Source organism: Serratia sp. H1w, from assembly GCF_000633355.1.
Classification (GTDB): Bacteria; Pseudomonadota; Gammaproteobacteria; order Enterobacterales; family Enterobacteriaceae; genus Chania.
The window spans coordinates 1-18134 of sequence record NZ_AYMQ01000138.1 but is presented as its reverse complement, the minus strand read 5'-3'; the positions used below and the strand labels follow the sequence as shown (position 1 = coordinate 18134).

Annotated in this window: 19 protein-coding genes and 1 pseudogene; 7 read left to right on the top strand and 13 right to left on the bottom strand. The window is 54.8% G+C overall.

Features of this window, described 5'->3' with window-relative positions; genetic code table 11:
* The first annotated feature begins 68 nt into the window (after positions 1–68).
* Complete coding sequence (aqpZ, locus tag U869_RS0126895; protein ID WP_025122527.1) at positions 69–764, top strand: aquaporin Z; 696 nt, start codon at positions 69–71, stop codon at positions 762–764.
* 42 nt (positions 765–806) lie between these two features.
* Here the strand turns inward: aqpZ and U869_RS0126890 are convergent, their stop codons facing one another.
* Entirely contained in the window at positions 807–1577 is a 771-nt protein-coding gene (locus U869_RS0126890) for a class I SAM-dependent methyltransferase (protein WP_025122528.1), read from the bottom strand.
* 119 nt (positions 1578–1696) lie between these two features.
* Here U869_RS0126890 and U869_RS0126885 point away from each other — a divergent pair, with 119 nt between their 5' ends.
* Positions 1697–2482: a helix-turn-helix transcriptional regulator gene (locus U869_RS0126885; RefSeq protein ID WP_025122529.1), complete on the top strand. Its 786-nt coding sequence runs from the start codon at positions 1697–1699 to the stop codon at positions 2480–2482.
* Positions 2483–2506: 24 nt separating this feature from the next.
* Here U869_RS0126885 and U869_RS0126880 read toward each other — a convergent pair whose 3' ends face one another.
* The 3 genes from U869_RS0126880 to U869_RS0126870 all read right to left on the bottom strand — a co-directional run bounded on the left by U869_RS0126880 (position 2507) and on the right by U869_RS0126870 (position 4526).
* The gene (locus U869_RS0126880) at positions 2507–2761 is read right to left on the bottom strand and encodes a hypothetical protein (RefSeq protein WP_025122530.1); all 255 of its coding nucleotides are present in this window, start codon (positions 2759–2761) and stop codon (positions 2507–2509) included.
* Positions 2762–2919: 158 nt separating this feature from the next.
* Positions 2920–3546, bottom strand: coding sequence for an isochorismate family cysteine hydrolase YcaC (ycaC, locus tag U869_RS0126875; RefSeq protein WP_025122531.1), 627 nt, complete (start codon positions 3544–3546; stop codon positions 2920–2922).
* Between the two features lie 92 nt (positions 3547–3638).
* On the bottom strand, positions 3639–4526 hold the full coding sequence (locus tag U869_RS0126870; protein WP_025122532.1) for a pirin family protein: 888 nt from the start codon (positions 4524–4526) through the stop codon (positions 3639–3641).
* A 126-nt stretch (positions 4527–4652) separates the two neighbouring features.
* Here U869_RS0126870 and U869_RS0126865 point away from each other — a divergent pair, with 126 nt between their 5' ends.
* Positions 4653–5561, top strand: coding sequence for a LysR family transcriptional regulator (locus tag U869_RS0126865; RefSeq protein WP_025122533.1), 909 nt, complete (start codon positions 4653–4655; stop codon positions 5559–5561).
* On the opposite strand, the gene U869_RS0126860 is transcribed toward U869_RS0126865, so the two are convergent.
* Both U869_RS0126860 and U869_RS0126855 read right to left on the bottom strand, forming a co-directional pair.
* A complete protein-coding gene (locus U869_RS0126860; RefSeq protein ID WP_025122534.1) occupies positions 5562–5945 on the bottom strand; it encodes a VOC family protein in 384 nt (127 codons plus the stop codon).
* A 2-nt stretch (positions 5946–5947) separates the two neighbouring features.
* Positions 5948–6730 carry a DeoR/GlpR family DNA-binding transcription regulator gene (locus U869_RS0126855; RefSeq protein WP_025122535.1) on the bottom strand — a complete coding sequence of 261 codons (783 nt, stop codon included), beginning with the start codon at positions 6728–6730 and terminating at the stop codon, positions 5948–5950.
* A gap of 199 nt (positions 6731–6929) precedes the next feature.
* Here U869_RS0126855 and U869_RS0126850 point away from each other — a divergent pair, with 199 nt between their 5' ends.
* Positions 6930–7535: a hypothetical protein gene (locus U869_RS0126850; RefSeq protein ID WP_025122536.1), complete on the top strand. Its 606-nt coding sequence runs from the start codon at positions 6930–6932 to the stop codon at positions 7533–7535.
* A 123-nt stretch (positions 7536–7658) separates the two neighbouring features.
* Here U869_RS0126850 and U869_RS0126845 read toward each other — a convergent pair whose 3' ends face one another.
* The 3 genes from U869_RS0126845 to pagP all read right to left on the bottom strand — a co-directional run bounded on the left by U869_RS0126845 (position 7659) and on the right by pagP (position 9193).
* Positions 7659–7931 carry a DUF333 domain-containing protein gene (locus U869_RS0126845; protein ID WP_025122537.1) on the bottom strand — a complete coding sequence of 91 codons (273 nt, stop codon included), beginning with the start codon at positions 7929–7931 and terminating at the stop codon, positions 7659–7661.
* Positions 7932–7982: 51 nt separating this feature from the next.
* On the bottom strand, positions 7983–8474 hold the full coding sequence (locus tag U869_RS0126840; protein ID WP_025122538.1) for a DUF2501 domain-containing protein: 492 nt from the start codon (positions 8472–8474) through the stop codon (positions 7983–7985).
* A gap of 128 nt (positions 8475–8602) precedes the next feature.
* Positions 8603–9193: a lipid IV(A) palmitoyltransferase PagP gene (gene pagP / locus U869_RS0126835; protein WP_025122539.1), complete on the bottom strand. Its 591-nt coding sequence runs from the start codon at positions 9191–9193 to the stop codon at positions 8603–8605.
* A gap of 612 nt (positions 9194–9805) precedes the next feature.
* On the opposite strand from pagP, the pseudogene U869_RS29750 reads away from it, so the two are divergent.
* The 3 genes and pseudogenes from U869_RS29750 to U869_RS0126820 all read left to right on the top strand — a co-directional run bounded on the left by U869_RS29750 (position 9806) and on the right by U869_RS0126820 (position 13856).
* A pseudogene (locus tag U869_RS29750) lies at positions 9806–11485 on the top strand (alpha-keto acid decarboxylase family protein).
* 164 nt (positions 11486–11649) lie between these two features.
* On the top strand, positions 11650–12249 hold the full coding sequence (gene tehB, locus U869_RS0126825; protein ID WP_025122540.1) for a tellurite resistance methyltransferase TehB: 600 nt from the start codon (positions 11650–11652) through the stop codon (positions 12247–12249).
* A 113-nt stretch (positions 12250–12362) separates the two neighbouring features.
* On the top strand, positions 12363–13856 hold the full coding sequence (locus tag U869_RS0126820) for an aldehyde dehydrogenase family protein (RefSeq protein WP_025122541.1): 1494 nt from the start codon (positions 12363–12365) through the stop codon (positions 13854–13856).
* A gap of 70 nt (positions 13857–13926) precedes the next feature.
* On the opposite strand, the gene tynA is transcribed toward U869_RS0126820, so the two are convergent.
* The 4 genes from tynA to U869_RS0126800 all read right to left on the bottom strand — a co-directional run bounded on the left by tynA (position 13927) and on the right by U869_RS0126800 (position 18111).
* The gene (tynA, locus tag U869_RS0126815; protein WP_025122542.1) at positions 13927–16197 is read right to left on the bottom strand and encodes a primary-amine oxidase; all 2271 of its coding nucleotides are present in this window, start codon (positions 16195–16197) and stop codon (positions 13927–13929) included.
* 189 nt (positions 16198–16386) lie between these two features.
* Positions 16387–17301, bottom strand: a complete 915-nt coding sequence (gene feaR, locus U869_RS0126810; protein WP_025122543.1) for a transcriptional regulator FeaR — start codon at positions 17299–17301, stop codon at positions 16387–16389.
* Between the two features lie 294 nt (positions 17302–17595).
* Positions 17596–17802, bottom strand: a complete 207-nt coding sequence (locus U869_RS0126805) for a DUF4762 family protein (RefSeq protein ID WP_025122544.1) — start codon at positions 17800–17802, stop codon at positions 17596–17598.
* A gap of 105 nt (positions 17803–17907) precedes the next feature.
* On the bottom strand, positions 17908–18111 hold the full coding sequence (locus U869_RS0126800) for a DUF4762 family protein (RefSeq protein WP_025122545.1): 204 nt from the start codon (positions 18109–18111) through the stop codon (positions 17908–17910).
* Positions 18112–18134: the final 23 nt, after the last annotated feature.

Below are 18134 nucleotides of genomic sequence, written 5' to 3'. Positions count from 1 at the left end.
CACATTGAATACATGACCGTTTTTAGTGCTAACGTCCGTTAGTTTGTTCCCCCAGCAGGATGGAATCTATGTCAAAGCGACTTTTTGCCGAATTTTTCGGTACATTTTGGTTGGTGTTCGGTGGTTGTGGTAGCGCAGTGCTGGCCGCAGCGTTTCCACAGTTAGGTATTGGTTTTGCTGGTGTGGCTTTAGCGTTCGGCCTTACCGTGGTTACTATGGCCTACGCTGTCGGTCATATTTCTGGTGGGCACTTTAACCCAGCGGTCACTATGGGATTATTTGCAGGTGGCCGTTTCCCTGCGAAAGACGTTATTCCCTACGTGGTTGCTCAGGTGATTGGTGGTATTGCTGCCGCCGCGGTGCTTTATTTGGTTGCCAGCGGTAAAGCAGGCTTTGATGCGACCGCCAGTGGTTTTGCTTCTAACGGCTACGGTGAGCATTCACCGGGTGGTTATTCTTTGCAAGCCGCTATCGTGATTGAATTGGTGCTGACCGCCTTCTTCCTGATTGTTATTCATGGTGCGACCGATAAACGCGCACCGGCAGGCTTTGCACCTCTGGCCATCGGCCTGGCATTGACGCTGATTCACCTGATCAGTATTCCTGTCACCAATACCTCGGTTAACCCGGCACGTAGTACTGCCGTCGCAATCTTCCAGGGAACCTGGGCATTGCAGCAACTGTGGGTATTCTGGCTGGTACCGCTGATCGGCGGTGTTATCGGTGGTCTGATCTACCGTTGCCTGTTGGAAGACAAGAAGTAAGCATTGATCTTCAGGGCAGCCCGCAACGGCTGCCCTGAAATTTTAGCCCTTCACCGCTTCAAACATCATGATGTCACTGGTAAAGGATCCATCGGCCAGAATGGCAAAGTGCTGACGAACATCTTCTGTAACCCCTTGCTGTAACGCACGGATCGCCGTGACAAAATGCTCAGGCGTACGCATCCGGGCCACCCAACTGCTAAACTCCAAATCCAGCCGATCGGCCGTCACCTCCCGCACCAGCAAACCGGATTCGGTAAACAGGCTCAGCCACTCACCCGGCGCATAGTTGCGCACGTGCGAGGTATCCCGCAGCACTTCGACCGTTTGCAGATAAATATCCAATAACGGATGACCTGGGGACACCACATCCATAAAGATGGCCCGCCCACCTGGCTTCAACACCCGTTTGACTTCACGCAACGCCCGCCCCACATCGTGCCAATGGTGCGCCGAATAGCGGCTAATCACCACGTCAAAACTGGCATCATCAAAGGGCAATACCTCCGCCACGCCCTGCTGCACCTGAATATTATCCAGCCCCTTTTCCTGCGCCGCGTTACCGACCACCGTCAGCATCTGCGCCGACAGATCGTACGCCACCACCTGCGCCACATGGGCTGCTGCGATAAAACTGGCGTGCCCTGCCCCGCACCCCAGATCGAGCAAGCGCGCATCGGTACTGCCTGCCAACAGTTTGCCCAGACGTTGCAGGTCTTTCCCTTGCGCGTGTACCGCGCTGGTCAGATAGGCATTGGCCTGTTCGCCAAATTGGCGATCGACCGCATTTTTATGGCTGTTGCTGATGCTCATAGCTGCTCCCATTATTATCTGGCTTGCGCCGCTGCCGAGATGGCTGCTAATGACTATAATCAAGCTGCTATACGGGTACAATATGAGCAGTTATCCTAGTATAAGTGAGTACCACCCTAATGGAATCAGACGCCATATCCAGCCAGAAAGCCCTCGGTGCGTTTTTGCGTGCGCACCGCGAGCGGGTCACGCCAGAGATGCTGGGCCTGCCCACGGCGACACGCCGCCGCACCAGCGGTTTACGCCGTGAAGAGCTGGCACAAATCAGCGGCATCAGCGCCACCTGGTATACCTGGATAGAACAGGGACGCGAGGTGTCGATTTCACCCTATACGCTGGCACGCATCGCCACGGCGTTACGGCTGGGCCATGCCGAACGTCACTACCTGTTTACCCTGGCACATATCGCCGATCCCGAACAGGAGCGGGTACAGGAAACGGTTAATGCCGCCGTGCTGCAAAGCGTGCATCAAATGACCGTGCCCTGTTATCTACTCGATCTTACCTGGAATATGATGGCCTGGAACCCGCAAGCCGAGGAGCTGTTCTGCGATTGGCTGAAGCAGTCAAAAACCCCAAACCTGCTGCATTTCATGTTTTTTCACCCTCAGGCGAAAGTGCTGGTCAGCGACTGGGAAAATCGCGCACGGCGAGTGGTGGCCGAGTTTCGCGCCGAAACCAGCCATCATCAGGGAACGGAAGAGATACGCGCCTTTGTGCGCAATATGACGCACAACAGCGAAGCGTTCAATCATTGGTGGAAACAGCAGGACGTCATGGCCCGTGAGGGCGGCGAACGTACGTTCAGCCATCCACAGCAGGGGGAGCGACATTTTCAGCAGGTGACATTCTACCCGGCGGAGCACCGCGGATTGAAGCTGGTCATGTTAATGCCGCTGCGCTAACGGATAGTGTCTGGCAAAACGGTGTTAGGGGTTTTGCCCACTGTCGATCTTCGCCAATACCTGGCGGTAGGCTTTGACTTTCTGGCGTTTCTTCAGCCAGGTGGTGGTGGATACCACAAAAATAGCGCCGGACATGGCCAATACGCCGGTTGGATGGCCGTAGAACACCATCAGGGCAAAGTAAACGGCCGAAACAATCGCCACCCATTTAGCCGAATTGCCGACGGCATTTTTTTCGAGGCTCATCCGGCGGATAGCCTCTTCTTCACTGATTCCCATACGCGCTCCTTGTTAAATTAACATTCCATTATATGGGGAAATACCGTTGAATTTTCAATCGAATTTTTGGTAAAGAAGGGTAAATTTCAATGCGTTGCCGGTTGTTCAGGAGGAGGGACCAGAAAAGAGCGCAGCCTGGCGGCTACGCCCAGATAAATTTATTTGCCTGAGGTCAGTGCGCTGTAGCTGGTCATCAGATTGCGATAATCAGGAATATGGTTGGCAAACAGCGTCCCCAACCCTTCAATATCATTACGCCAGTCACGGTGCAATTCGCAAGCCACGCCGAACCAGGTCATTAACTGCGCGCCTTCGGCTTCCATACGGCTCCAGGCGGATTGCCGCGTCAGCTCATTAAAGGTGCCGGAGGCATCGGTCACCACAAAGACTTCAAAACCTTCAGCCAGCGCCGACAAGGCAGGGAATGCAACGCAGACCTCGGTCACCACGCCAGCAATGATCAACTGTTTGCGTCCAGTCGCTTTCACTGCCTTGACGAAGTCTTCATTATCCCAGGCGTTAATCTGACCAGGGCGTGCAATATAAGGCGCATCTGGGAACTGGGCCTTCAATTCAGGCACCAAAGGGCCATTGGGGCCGGTTTCGAAACTGGTGGTCAGGATCGTCGGCAGATTGAAGTATTTCGCCAGATCACCCAGCGCCAACACGTTGTTCTTGAAACGATCGGGATCGATATCACGTACCAGTGATAGCAGCCATGCCTGATGATCCACCAACAGCACGACGGCCTGGTCCTTATCGAGACGTTTGTAATTTGCGGTCATGTTACGACTCCTTTTGAGGGTAAGTTTCGACACAGAGGTTGTCTTCAAGTTTAGGCCCGATACGGAGATGGGTTTCCGTACCGGGATCGAGCTTACTGATTGCTGCCTTCGGCAGTCACTGGCATTGCACCAAACTGCCCGCTGTTGAAATCACGGAAAGCCTGTTGGATTTCCGCTTCGCTGTTCATCACAAACGGGCCGTAACCTACGATAGGCTCATCGATGGGCTCACCGCTCAGTACCAGCAGGCTGACATCATTGTTTGCCTCGATGGTGATGGAGTCACCAGCGCGATCCAGCAGCACCATTTGCGTTTCCCGCACGATCTGCTCACCGTTGACCAGAATCGCCCCGTGCAACATCACCACGGCCAGCGTATGCCCTTCCTGCACCTGCAGGGTGGTGGTGTGCCCGGCGTTCAACTTCATGTCCCACACGTTGATCGGGCTGAAAGTGCGGGCTGGCCCTGCATGACCGCCATAGTTACCGGCAATCACTCTGACCTGCCCCGCGTTGTCCGCCAACGGAACAACCGGAATATCGCGATTAAGCAACGTCTGGTAACCCGGGGCCGCCATCTTGTCTTTGGCAGGCAGATTGACCCACAGTTGCACCATCTCTATGGTGCCGCCCTGACGTGCAAAATCTTTGGAATGAAATTCTTCATGCAGGATGCCCGATGCCGCCGTCATCCACTGCACATCACCTGGGCCGATCACCCCGCCGCTGCCGGTGGAGTCACGGTGTTCGACTTCGCCCTGATAGACGATGGTGACCGTTTCAAACCCGCGATGAGGATGCTGCCCCACGCCACGGCGACCACTGGCCGAACGGAATTTGGTTGGCGCAGCGTGATCCAGCAGCAGGAATGGGCTCATCTCGGCCCCCAGTTCGTTATACGAGAACAGGGAGTTCACCAGAAAACCGTTGCCGACCCAGTGAGCTTCCGGGCTGTTATAAACACCAAGGATCTTTTTCATCTTATAACTCCTGTTGCAGGCCTCGCGGCCTTACGTTGATGACAGAAGTTTAGTCCAAGCCGATTTGCCGCAGTAGTCAGCAAGATATACACTCAGTGTTCTATCAGTAGAACGATGAGTAAACCGATGCAGACAGACCTGAACGATCTGTATTTCTTCGCCAGCGTGGTGGACCATCAGGGCTTTGCTCCCGCCGGGCGTGCCCTTGGCATACCCAAATCGAAGCTCAGCCGCCGCGTGGCACAGTTGGAAGAACGCCTCGGCGTACGCCTGATCCAGCGTTCAACCCGGCGTTTCTCCGTGACCGATTTAGGACAGAGCTATTACGTACACTGCAAGGCGATGCTGGTTGAGGCCGAAGCGGCGCAACAGGCGATCGAACAGACCCGCGCGGAACCTTGCGGTACGGTGCGCATGTCTTGCCCGGTGGCGCTGCTGCATACGCGGATCGGTAGCATGGTGGCCCGGTTTATGGCGGATTACCCACGGGTGACGGTACATCTGGAGGCGACCAATCGCCGGGTCGATGTGGTGGGTGAAGGATTGGATCTGGCGGTGCGCGTCAGGCCACCGCCGTTGGAAGACAGCGATCTGGTACTGAAAATCCTGGCTCAGCGCAGCTGGTGTATCGCCGCCAGCCCGGCATTGGTACGCACGATCGGCGCTATCGATTCCCCCACAGGATTGCAGAATTACCCAACGCTCGATCTCGGCCCGGCCAGAGCGCAGCACCTGTGGCAACTCAGCGGCCCGCAGGAGCAAAAGTTCCAATGGGAGCACCAGCCCAGGCTGGTCACCGATGATATGCTGATGCTGCGCACCGCGGCGATTGCCGGGGCCGGTATCGTACAACTACCGGCCATGATGATGCGTGATGACATCTTGCGTGGCGATCTGGAGCAATTACTGCCCGGCTGGCAGCCTCAGGGCGGCGTCGTCCATGTGGTCTATCCCTCGCGGCGTGGCATGTTGCCAGCGGTTCGGCTGCTGATCGATTTTCTGGCTCAGCAGTTCGCCACCCTGGAGGAAGCCTGATCAGCCGGTGATTTCGATGGCGTTACCATCTGGATCGCGAATGATGGCCTCATAAAAGCCGTCCCCGGTCCAGCGCGGTGCCGCCTGCAAAATACCGTCCGCCTTGGCCCGCTGTGCCAATTCGTCCACCCGCGCTTCACTGCCGAGCGATAACGCAATATGAGCCCAGCCAACGCGTTCCTCGGCTTTACCGCCCGGCAACAGGCCAGGAACGCACATGATCTCCAACGCGGGGCCATCCGCCAGTTGAACAAAGCGCGAGATAAAGCCGGGGCGATTCTTGCTCACATACTCCTCCCCCGCGACGCCATTGAAATAGCGCTGCCAGAAGCCAACCTGGGCCTCAATATCCTGTGTCCATAGGGCAACATGGGCGATTTTCATAATCATTCTCCATCAGTAGCGGGGATGTACAGCACGGTGCCACCGCTCAGGGTAACCTGCTGTTCGAGCTGCGCGTGGCCATCACGGGCAATCACCAGATAATCGACCTGGCTGGCGGGCAATAGCGTGTAGGGCGCATAGGTGTTGAACTTGTCGCGGGTACATAGCACCGCGACGTTGCCAGCGCGTGCCAGCATTTGCTTCTTGAACTGGGCCTCCTGATAACGCAGGGCAGTAAAGCCACTGTCGGGATCGTAAGCACAGACGCCGGTAAAGGCGATGTCGAAACGAAACGAGGCAATTTCGGCCAATGCCTTGGCATCAACACTGCCGCCGATTTCCGCGTCCACCTCACCGCCGATCAGGATGGTGCGGATCCCGGGCCGCTCCAACAGGCGGCTGGCAACGCTCAGGGCATTGGTCACCACGGTGAGTTGCCGATCGCGGGGCAGTAGATCGGCCAGGTAAAGATAGGTACTGCCCGCATCAAGAAAGATCACCTGCCCGGTCTGGATCAGTTGCAGGGCCGCGTGGGCCAACCGCTGCTTCTCATCGCTGCTGATCTCCACCCGTTCGGCCATATAACCAACGGCAGGCGTGAGCGCCAGCGCTCCGCCATAGATCCGTTTGCACAGGTTTTGCGCCGCCAGTTGGCGCAGATCGCGGCGGATGGTGGCTTCGGTGGTATTCAACTGCGCCGCCATTTCGATCGCCAGCACTCGTCCCTGCTGTTGCAAGCTGGCGAGGATGGCCTGGTGGCGTTCATTGGGCAGCAGTTTTGACATCATGAGGGTCCGACGAAAATACAATGAACACAACTGTACACAAACGTATATAAACGTACAATCATTTTGCATAAAAAGCGCTTTTGGCAATTTTCGCCGTCAGGATGTTGGCTATACTGGGGAAAGTCACGTTACCGCAGACGTAACGCTCTGATTAAACACCCGTTGAAAGGCAACAAGCGGCTTGAAAGGAAAAACAATGCTATTGAGAGTTGCCAGCTGGCTTTTTCAACTGCCGGGCAGGCTATTGGCCCCGATATTTCGCAATCGATTGAGCTTATTGATCTTCTTTATGCTGGTGGCGGCCGGGATTTTTCTGGCCAAACACCACTTGCGTGAAGGGGCACAGGAGGAAAGCTTCACCCTTGCTACACCACAGAATTATGTGATCCAACGGGAAGCCCCGTTAAGGGAAGCTCGTCAGCACTGCGTTGGGCCATTGCCGGACAATCAGGGCAGCCCATGGCCCACTTCGCCAGGATATCTGCATGAGCCAGATTGGCATGCTGGTAGCCAGTTACGGACCTTGGCGCTGGATAATCAGCGTAATGAATTTGCCGTGTTGGTCAAACTGGAAAACGCTACCAAACAGTTGCTGGCCGAGGTGTTCCTCCCGGCCGCCAGCAGTTTCAATATCAAGCTGGAGAGCAACGGCCATTATGTGATGAAGGTGAAAGACATCCACAGCGGCTGTAGCTTCCGCACGGCCCTATCGGTGGCCGATCGGCCCGATAGCACGTTGCCATTGACCTTTGCTGAAGAAGGGCCAGACCAGTATCATCCTATCAGTAATAGAGAATTCTAACCTGGCCCCTCTCCCAAAGGGATGAGGGACTTAACGTGCTACAAATTATCCCCTGCACCTGACCACGACTCTGAGCTGGCCCCCTCTCTCTTTGGGAGAGGGTTGGGGTGAGGGGAAAGCGAGTTATTTTTTTACCGGGTGATCGCGGCGGAACAGCTCCCAGCTGTCGATCTCTTGCCCATCAGGCAAGGTACAGGTGGAATACTCTCCCTGAGCATTCTGCTTGGGGTTCAGCTTGCCGCCGAGCTTGTTGCAATACACATCTGCCGGGTTCGCCATGCCAATAGTTTGGCTCTGCACCTTCGGCGGAAGTGGCGCATCATCTTTGGTTTTCATCGCACACCCCTGGAGCAAAACCACACCAGCGAACAGAGAAAGCATCAGGAACTTGGTCATTGAGATTTCTTCGCCTTGAGTTCAACGGGAGCATCACTGCCCCCAAACAGATCAGGAAACAAACGACATACCCTGTTTCAGCACCAGATCGCAGGCTTTCTGCTTCACCTTCTCGGTGATTTGCGAGGTGCCCAGACTATTGAGATCCAGCGCGTTACCCTTGCCGGTGTTCAACAAGCCACCCAGCCCTTGCTGATAATCTTCGCTGTTAGCGTTGGCCGTACTGGTGATGCCCAGTTTATCCAGCAGTTTGTCCTTCACCGCTTCGGTGCCGTTTGCCGACAGAACGTTGTTTTTCACGCAGTACTGCAAGATGCCTGCGGCGTTGGCCATGCTGGAAGAACTCAGCGCTTTATCACCACCGTTGAGCAAACCACTCAGCGAAGACAGCGACAGGCCACCATTGCTGCTCTCGCCACCTGATTTGCTGAGCTCTGTAGCAGCACTGCTGAGGGAGTCCATCAAACCGGCCGCGTGGGCGCTGCCCGTAGCCATTACCGTGCTCAAGCTCAGGGCCAACAATAAGCGATATTGGGTATTCATAACGGAAAGACTCCTGTTTGACTGCAAAATGACGATGCACTTAACTTCGTACTTAGCTCGGACGCCGTGCCACTCGACAAGTTCCTTTTATTCAGGCCGCCGCGTATTTTTCGGAATGACGGAAATCGTCAGAACTGCCAGCGCAGCCAGGCAAAGAACACGTTGCCGTTATTGTAAGTGCCGGGAATATAAGTAGCCTGGAAGGTCAGCCGCTGATAACCGATGGACGCCAATGGCAACGGCGCGGGGATAGGGATATAGCTCCAGTTATCACGTGCGGTCACGCTGGCGGTAAAGCCCAGCCCCAGACGAAAATCCTCGCCTGCAATCGGGCGCCAGATCTTCTCGTAAGCATAGCCACCGATCGGCTCCCACTTATTGAACGAATCCTTGAACGCCATCAGGTAGATCGCGTGCCAATCCCCGTCCTCATCAAACCGCGAGATGCCATAACCGGCCCCCCAAGGGCGCTCGTTATACTCGTCGGTCTTTTCCTTGTCGTACATCCAGCGGTTATGCCAGGTGATCGCCGGGAGATAGAACTCCTTGTTGGGCGAGTTGTTCCAGGTCTCTGCCACATTGCCGGTAAATCGCCCCCACCAGCCAGGATCTGCGGCGGACACAGCATTGCTATTTTCCGTACTAACCTCGGCGTAAGAAGGCAGTGCGGGAAATATCAACGCCAACCAACCGGCTAAAAAGATCCTTTTAACAACCATGAATGCAACTCCTGTAAAAATAAAGCCGGGGATTCTTACCGATCGCCCTATCCTGATCAAGCCGTATCTCGCCGGGGCGATGCTTTTATCATCGCTCGTTGAGAAACGGTTAAGTTTGGCACTCGGCAGCGAGCTACTGCCAACGCGCGCGCCAAAGATATGCGTCTGGACACGCTTTGTCTGTCAGATAACTCCGCTTTGCCTGTCAGATAGCTCCGCTTCTTTTGAGCGTGAAACTAGAATTATCTTCCCTATAGGTATGTAGCGAAATCTTGACGGCTGCCCCACGGAAAGACGGGGAGCAGAGAAAGTACCAGCCAGGCATTTCCCCTCTGCCATTGCCGTGATTTCTTGCGGCCAGCAAGACAAGAAAAGTACCGCCTTTGGCGAGGATCGCAGTTGATACCCCTTTTGGGTCGTAAACTCCTTGATACGATTCACAATAGTTCCCCAAGCTCGGCCAACTTGAACAAGCCACCACTTTCGCCAACTGTTAATGCTGACGCCCTACAAGCGACTCGCATTTTCAACGATTAACCGCGCGATATCGCCAGCCGTTCCCTGCTGCGCGCGGTTAAATAACAATAAATTGACGTGAAGGTGGAGCAATCAATGAGGATCACCATAGGTTCATTTCTCCTGCAACAACTACGCGCCCTGAAGGTGGATCGTATTTACGGCGTGCCCGGCGATTACAACCTGGCGCTGCTGGAAACCATCGAGCACGATCAACACTGCCAATTCATAGGCAACTGCAACGAACTGAACGCCGCTTACGCCGCTGATGGTTATGCCCGTCTCAAAGGCGCAGGAGCGTTGATCACCACCTATGGCGTGGGCGATCTGGCGGCACTTTCCGGTATTGCCGGAGCCTATGCAGAATCCGCACCTGTGATCTGCATTGCGGGCACGCCTCCGTTACATGCCATGCAGAGCCATGCGCTGCTGCACCACTCACTGGCAGACGGCAATTTTGATAACGTGATGAACTGTTTCCGGCAGTTCACCGTGGCGCAGGCGCTCATCACTCCGGAAAATGCCGCAACGGAGATCCCACGGGTCATCGCCTGCGCCTAGCAACAGAAGAAGCCGGTTTACCTGCAATTGCCCTCAGATATTTGCGAGGTGGAAATTGAGGTTGCCGATAATCCCTGTTCCTACCGCTTGCCGGGCAGTGATGCCAGCCATCTCCAGCTTGCCAGCGCGGCCCTGCTCGAGCGGATTAACCGGGCTAAACGGCCAATCATCCTGATCGATCAGATGGTCGAGCGTTACCAGCTTCAGGCACTGGTGTTAGCGCTGGCAGATAAGTTCGCCATCCCGTTAACCAATATGCCCACGGCAAAATGCGCGATATCAGAGAACACGCCGGGCTGGCAAGGTGGCTATAGCGGCGATCTGTCGCGCCCCGAGCTGTTTGAACTGATGGCTCAGTCAGACTGTATCCTCAGCTTTGGCGTACGCCTGGTAGATTCCACCACCGGCTATTTCAGCCAGCAGATCCCGGCTCAGGCGGTGATCGATATTCAACCCTATACGCTGAAGTTGGATAACCTCTCCTACCCAGCGGTAACGGCAGCCGAGCTGCTGCAATCCGTGCTGGATCAAGCCCCCGCCACCAGCCCACCGCCGCTGACTCCACTAGCCGCTCCACAACAAAAACTGGCTACACCGGGCAACGAGCCGCTCGAACAGGGCTATTTCTGGCAACGGATCCAGCGCTTTATTCAGGCAGATGACGTGCTGGTGGTGGAAAATGGCACCTCTGGCGCGGCGATCGGCGGTATGCGATTGCCCAGCGGCGTGAGCGTGGTCAACCAACCCATTTGGGGATCGATCGGCTATACCTTGCCAGCATTGCTCGGCACGATGATGGCCGCGCCACAACGGCGGCAACTGCTGTTTATTGGCGATGGCTCATTCCAGCTCACCGCCCAGGAACTCTCAACGTTGCTGCGCCATGAGCAAAAACCGATCATTTTCCTGATCAATAATGACGGGTACACCATCGAGCGTTATATCCTTGGCGAAACATCGTCTTATAACGATATCGGCATGTGGGATTACGCCAAACTCCCGGCGGTGTTAAGCCCGCAGACGCAGGCGTTTTGCGCAGTGGTAGCAACCGGCCAACAGCTGGAGATGGCGTTGGAGCGAGCTTCACGCCAGGACCGGTTATCGTTTATCGAGGTGAAATTGCCTATGATGGATTCGCCAGCGGCGATGAAAGAGTTCTGCCGCCGCTGCAACAGCTTCAACTTTGGGCTGCATAACCCACGGCGCATTGCTTAATCATCGCCCCTCCCGCCCCTCTCCCGATGTAAAGTCCAGAGCTCTCATGAACACTGGTGTTGGGAGAGGGAGCTAACCGTCAGGTATACTCTGCTCATCCAACGGCTAGGCAAAAGGCCATTAAAGATGTATTTTATATACATCAAATACAGAGGAATACCATGATGGATCAGCAGACCTCCCTGCCAGATAACTACTACACCCAAAAATACTCCCTGACCGCTACTCATTCCGAAGTGCTTGAGGCCGCCAAGCTGATCGCCCCCGGCAAAACGCTGGATCTGGGCTGTGGCAGTGGCCGCAATTCGCTGTACCTCAATCTGAAAGGGTTTGATGTCACCGCGTGGGATAAAAATGCCGCATCAATTGCCGCGATCAACCAGATCATCGCCACCGAGCAACTTACCCACATTACCGCCAGCGAGCAGGATCTCAATACCCATCGCTTTAGCGGCCAGTATGACTTTATCCTGTCTACCGTGGTGTTTATGTTCCTGGATCGCCAACAGATCCCGCATATCGTACGCAATATGCAAGACAGCACGGTCAAGGGGGGTTACAACCTGATCGTCGCGGCCATGGATACGCCAGACTATCCTTGCACGGTGCCCTTCTCATTCACCTTCAAGCCGGATGAGTTAGCCAACTATTATCAGGATTGGGACATCGTCAAATATAACGAAAACCCCGGCGAGTTGCACCGCATAGATGCCGAGGGCAACCGCATCAAACTGCGTTTCGCCACCTTGCTGGCGCGAAAATAGCCCACAACTGTCACGCAGTACAAACCAAATGTCAGGCAGATAAAAACCGCGTTGGGCATAACGCTCTAAACTTTTAAGGGTAAAAATCCGTTTTATTCCCCTTAGGAGGGCGTATGCCTAATGTGACCCTACTGGACAGCGTAGTCCGCTTCCTCGATCGTCAGCACGGCCTGTATATCAACGGCCAGTGGCAAACCTCACAGGCCGATTCGCGGCTGGCGGTGTATAACCCGGCCGATGGCAAACAAATCTCCTGTACCGCAGATGCCAATGCCGCCGATGTGGAGCAGGCAGTCACCTCAGCCCATCAGGCTTTCACTACGGGCGTTTGGGCGCAACGCCTACCCACCGAGCGCGAGCGTATTTTATTGCGCTTCGCCGATCTGGTGGAGCAACATGCCGAAGAGCTGGCCCAGTTGGAAACGCTGGAACAAGGGAAATCCATCAATATCTCCCGCGCCTTTGAAGTGGGCTGTACGCTGAACTGGATGCGCTATACCGCCGGGCTGACCACCAAAATCGTCGGCCAAACGCTGGATGTTTCCATCCCCATGCCACCGGGAGCCAAATATCAGGTCTATACCCGTAAGGAACCGATCGGCGTGGTGGCCGGGATTGTTCCCTGGAACTTCCCGCTGCTGATTGGCATGTGGAAGGTGATGCCTGCTCTGGCAGCAGGCTGCTCCATCGTCATCAAACCGTCAGAAACAACGCCTCTCACCCTGCTGCGTATTGCGGAACTCGCAAGCGATGCCGGGGTGCCGCCGGGCGTGTTTAACGTGGTGACAGGCAAAGGCGCTGTCTGTGGCAAGGCGCTGACGGAACATCCGCTGATTGCCAAAGTGAGCTTCACCGGCTCCACGCCGGTGGGTAAAGGGATCGTCCGTGCGGCGGCAGATCGCTTTACCCGCGTCACGCTGGAACTGGGGGGTAAAAACCCGGCTATCGTGCTGAAAGATGCCGATCTGACACAGGTGATCGAAGGGCTGATGGCTGGCAGTTTCCTCAATCAGGGGCAAGTCTGCGCCGCCAGTTCACGCATCTATATAGAAGCGCCGATTTACGATCGATTGGTCGCCGGTTTTGAACAGGCGGTGAAGTCACTTTCTGTTGGGCCGGGGATGGACGGCAACGCCCAAATCAACCCGCTGGTCTCCAAAGAGCACCGTAACAAGGTGGCCGCCTATCTGGAGGATGCCAGAAATAAACACGCCGAATTGATCACCGGTGCCGCCGGACCTGACCAGCAAGGCTTCTATATTCCCCCAACGCTGGTGATCAACCCAGACGATAGTCTGAACCTGACGCGAGAAGAAGTGTTTGGCCCGGTCGTCAACCTGATCCGCGTAGCGGATGCGGAAGAGGCGCTGCAAAAAGCCAACGATACCGACTATGGCCTGACGGCCAGTCTATGGACCACCAGCCTGCAAGCGGCCATGGCGTATACGCCACGCATTCAGGCGGGCACGGTGTGGGTCAATACGCATACCTTAATCGATGCCAACATGCCGTTTGGCGGTTTCAAGCAGTCTGGCAGCGGCCGCGACTTTGGCCCGGACTGGCTGGATGCCTATACCGAATCCAAGTCGGTGTGTATTCGTTATTGATTGGTATTGCGCTGAAATGATCAGGGGGCGAACCACGGTTCGCCCCCTGTTTTATGGATAATGCCAAAAACTACTGCTGTTTTTGCCCGTTCAGGTTCAACGTTGGCGTCTCATCAAAGAAGTTCCACGGTTTCAGCAAGGCATGTACCCACTCGGTTGGCATAATCGGCCACTCTTCCGCTCGCGCCACGTGGGTCGTGCCGGTGGTTAGCCAGACCACGTCATCGGTGTTGTCTATTGACTGATTGTCCGCCGTATATTGGCCCAAACCGGTATCGTGGATCGAACGGTTCGGGTATTTGCCTTCCGGATAACGTTCATTCGGGTTGTAGCGGGTCACCCACAGTTGCCGATCCATAAAGCTCAGACGATGATAAATCCACTCGTCCTTACCAAAGTTGGCCCCCTTGGCGATCGGATGCGTGCCGCCCGCATAAGGGATCAACTGATAGGAAACCGGGTTACCCATCTTGTTCAACCGGCTAGGATTGCTCAACAAGCGGATGGTCGAAGGATCGAACTTCTGTGCCGCCTGCTGCTCGGTGCTGACCTTCACCTGATCGACCTGCATGGTGCTGGTACGCGGGCCGCCCCGATCGTTCGGTTTCACATCCGGGTTCAACTCAACCAGGCTGTTGTTTTCCCCGTCTACATCCATATCCAGCCGGAAGTTGTAAATGTGCTGATGGGTGGTGCCGACAATGTTGTGATCGATCAGCGTGCCATATTGCGTATCTTGCTTGGCGGTCGGATCCTGCATGGTTCTGGCTTTCACCCCCTTCACCGCTTCGATCCCGGTCGCCCCGGCGTCGATACCGATGGTGCCGTTCTGATGGAATACCCAGTCGAAGATGTAGTCATAGTTGCCAACCGTACTGATCCAGCGCACCACCAACTCACGGCGTTCGGTGCTGATGTTCGGCTGCCCCATCTCCTGATGCTTGTACTCTGGCCCGGCGTAACGCTCAAAGATAGCGATGGCACGTGGAATATCGGTCGGCTTGCCGGTGTAATCGGCAATGGTTTCATCCAGCAACACCGCGTTTTGCGGCGCATCTTTACCGCGCGCAATCGGCGAGGTGAGCGTGCCCATGCCATAGTCCCCAGCATCCAGATAGGCTTTGAAGTACCAGCCCACGTCCGGATCGCCATAAGGCACGATCATGCCACCCAACGATCCTTCATACATCACCTTACGCTTACGACCATTGTCGTTATAGGTCACGGTTGAGATCACTGGGCCGACACGGGAGTTCAGATGCAGATGGAAATCCCAGTTTTGCCAGTGGATGGTGTTGCCGGTGATGGTGTAATTTTTGCCTTCTGGCTCGATGATCTCCAGCGGCTTGATTTTCGGGGCCTTGCGATCGCGTCCGTCGTACGGCGTTGGCTTCATCGGCACTGGGATCACCGGCCCCTCTTCAATCTTGATGATTTTCTTCTGTTGCAGATCAACCACCGCCACCAGGTTTTCGATCGGATGTGCCCAGTAGTTACCATCGCCAACATCGAGATAACTGACCACTTTCAGCAGGCGTTGGTCCTGCTGCAGGCCGTCTTTGCCGTCAAAATAACCCACGGTCAGCGGGGTGGTAATCACTTTGCTCGGGTCTGCAACGCCATGTTTCTTCAAGGCTTCGGCATATTCTTTACTGCCGTTGATAATACTCTGAACGCTGACGAAGTCGTCCAGCAGCACCATCCCTTGGGCATCTTTGATCGGCTGCCAGGACAACACCTTTTTCTGTTGCAGATCGACCACGGTTTCAATCACGTGTACGCCGTCGAGCAGGGTAATATCGGCCTGCCGGGGTTGCTGTACATCGCTACCGCTTAGCACGAACTGCCAGACCTGATTTTTTGCCGGTTCGCGCAGCGAGATTTCGGTGAAGCGTACGTTGTCTTTATACTCCGGGGCCGCCTTGATGATGGCGACCGCCGCGTTAATCTCCGCGGCGCTCAACGGGTTCAACGGATGTGCCCGGTGTTCCACGGCAAAAGTCTGATCCAGGCCAGACTGGAACACCTCGTTGATAAACTCGTCGGACATATAGGCCGTTTTACCCTTGAACACCACCGGCACCTGTAGCTTCAGCGGCTTGCCGTTAACGATGGCTTCACGGCTATTCGGCTTGACCTTCACATAGGCACCGTCTTTCACGATCACAAACATACGGGCGTAATCATCCCACTGCACGCTGGCACCAAACTCCTCCAGCGTTTTTTGTAATGGAACCATATGTGCCGCTGCGCCATGAGCCAATGCCGCTGGCTGCCAACCCGCGCCAATCAGCAGACCCAGCGCCAGCGCGATAGCCGCTGGCAGGCGTTTGGTTTTCATTGTTGTTGTTTTATCTACCATCTTTCCCCCGTCACCCATAAAAGAGACATTGCAGCCATTGTTGTTGTGATGGGCCCGTTTTGACGGGGCCCCAATTCAACATAGCAACTCTTCACTGGGGATATTTTGTTGTGCTTGCCATCCGATTTGTCGCTCCTAACAATCTGCTGGCAAATCATCCAGACGGGGTTACAGGTATTGTTTGCGATATGCGCTTGGCGAAACGCCAAAACGGGCCTTGAAGGCAGTAGAGAAATGGCTGTGATCGGTAAATCCCCAGTCATAACCAATATTGGCCAGCTTTTGCCGCTCCTTGGCCTGGCGCAAAACCTGCGCGCAGAGATCCAGGCGACGGTTTTTAATGTACTGCGCCACAACCAGCCCCTTGCGGGCAAATAGCCGGTACAGGCTGCGCACCGAGACACCGATTTCACTGGCCACCCATTCGGGCCGTAATTGTTCAGACTGAATATGCTGGTCGATAAACGCCAACGAACGGGTAAATACGCGCTCATGGCTATCGTTCCCTTCATCCTGCCCCATCAAGGCGGGCTGTAACAAGGTAGCTACGGCGTTAAGCACCGCTTCGCTTTCCAGGCGGCTCATCTGCGCATTCTGCATACTGCCTAATACCAACTGCTGGCTGAGTTTAGCCACCGCCGTATCGGCAGCAATACGCCGCGCACCGGGGAACTGGGTAAAACGCAGTTGCTGCTCGAGATAACTACGCGGCAACAACAGTGATAGCTGACGGGAACCCTGTTGGTAGGTAAAGCTGCTAGGCTGTGCGGCATCAATCAGGGTGATGTCCCCGGCCGATAACACCGCCCGCTGCCCGCCCTGCTCCATAACCGACTGACCACGTAGCTGAAAAACGGTAAAAAAATGGCCACCGTCGCTTTGGGCAACTTCGCGCGGGGTACGGTAAAGCTGGGTCTGGGCAATATCGACCACGCTCAGGCGCAAGGTATGTGAGTGGAACTCCTGAATCGCACCGGCAAATCCCGGCGCCAGGGTTTTGGCACAAAACCGGCCGCAGGCCGCATTGATTTGCCCTAACCACTGTTCAAAACTGGCATCGGCGAGCCGTGTAGACACTGCCATGATTAACCCCTTGAAACATAAGCAACAAAAGAGAACAGGCTTATCGTACTGAGCAGCTTGCCCCGCAGAGTGAGGCTGTCAGGCCGCGACCAGCAATTCAACGTAACAATTCAACAACATTCATTCAACATTATTCAAGGGATTTGATGCTGGGATCACAAACTATGGGTGGCGGCAGCAACGCCTGCGAGAGAAGGTTAAATAAGTTAGTGAGGAAAAAGGAGAACTGATTGAATATAAAAGAGATGACAAAGGTACGACACCATGGTGCCATACCTTATATACGCTGGGCGATTAAGCTTCGCAGTTAGACAGAGCTACTGGTACTTTGGTCACAACTGGCTCGCCGAATTTACCTTCACAGGTGCTAACGCGGGTACAGACGTTCATGCCAATAAGAGAACCCAGTTCCAGCTTATTCAGTGAATAAGAAACTTTGCAGCTAGAAGTGGTAGCACCGCCAACAACGTTTGCAACTGCTGATTCGTTTAACTTTTTCATGATTATATCCTTATAGAGGTGACTTTTAAGTTTGCTTTTAGACTTTCGTTAAAAGTAATTCAATATCTGAATGACTTTATCTTGTTTCACCTAAAAGCGAGTGAATTAGTTACACTTAGACAGATCGGTCAGCGTCTTGGTCACAGTCTCACCGTTTTTGCTGGTGCAGGTGTTAACCGCGTTGCAAACTTCAACCGGCTTAGCCAGACCAACATCCATGCTGTCTTTTACATAAGTGATTGAGCAGATAGACAGAGAGATGGTACCGCCAACAACGTTGGAAACTTCTGAGGCATTTAACTTTTTCATAATTATACCCAATAAACCTCAAG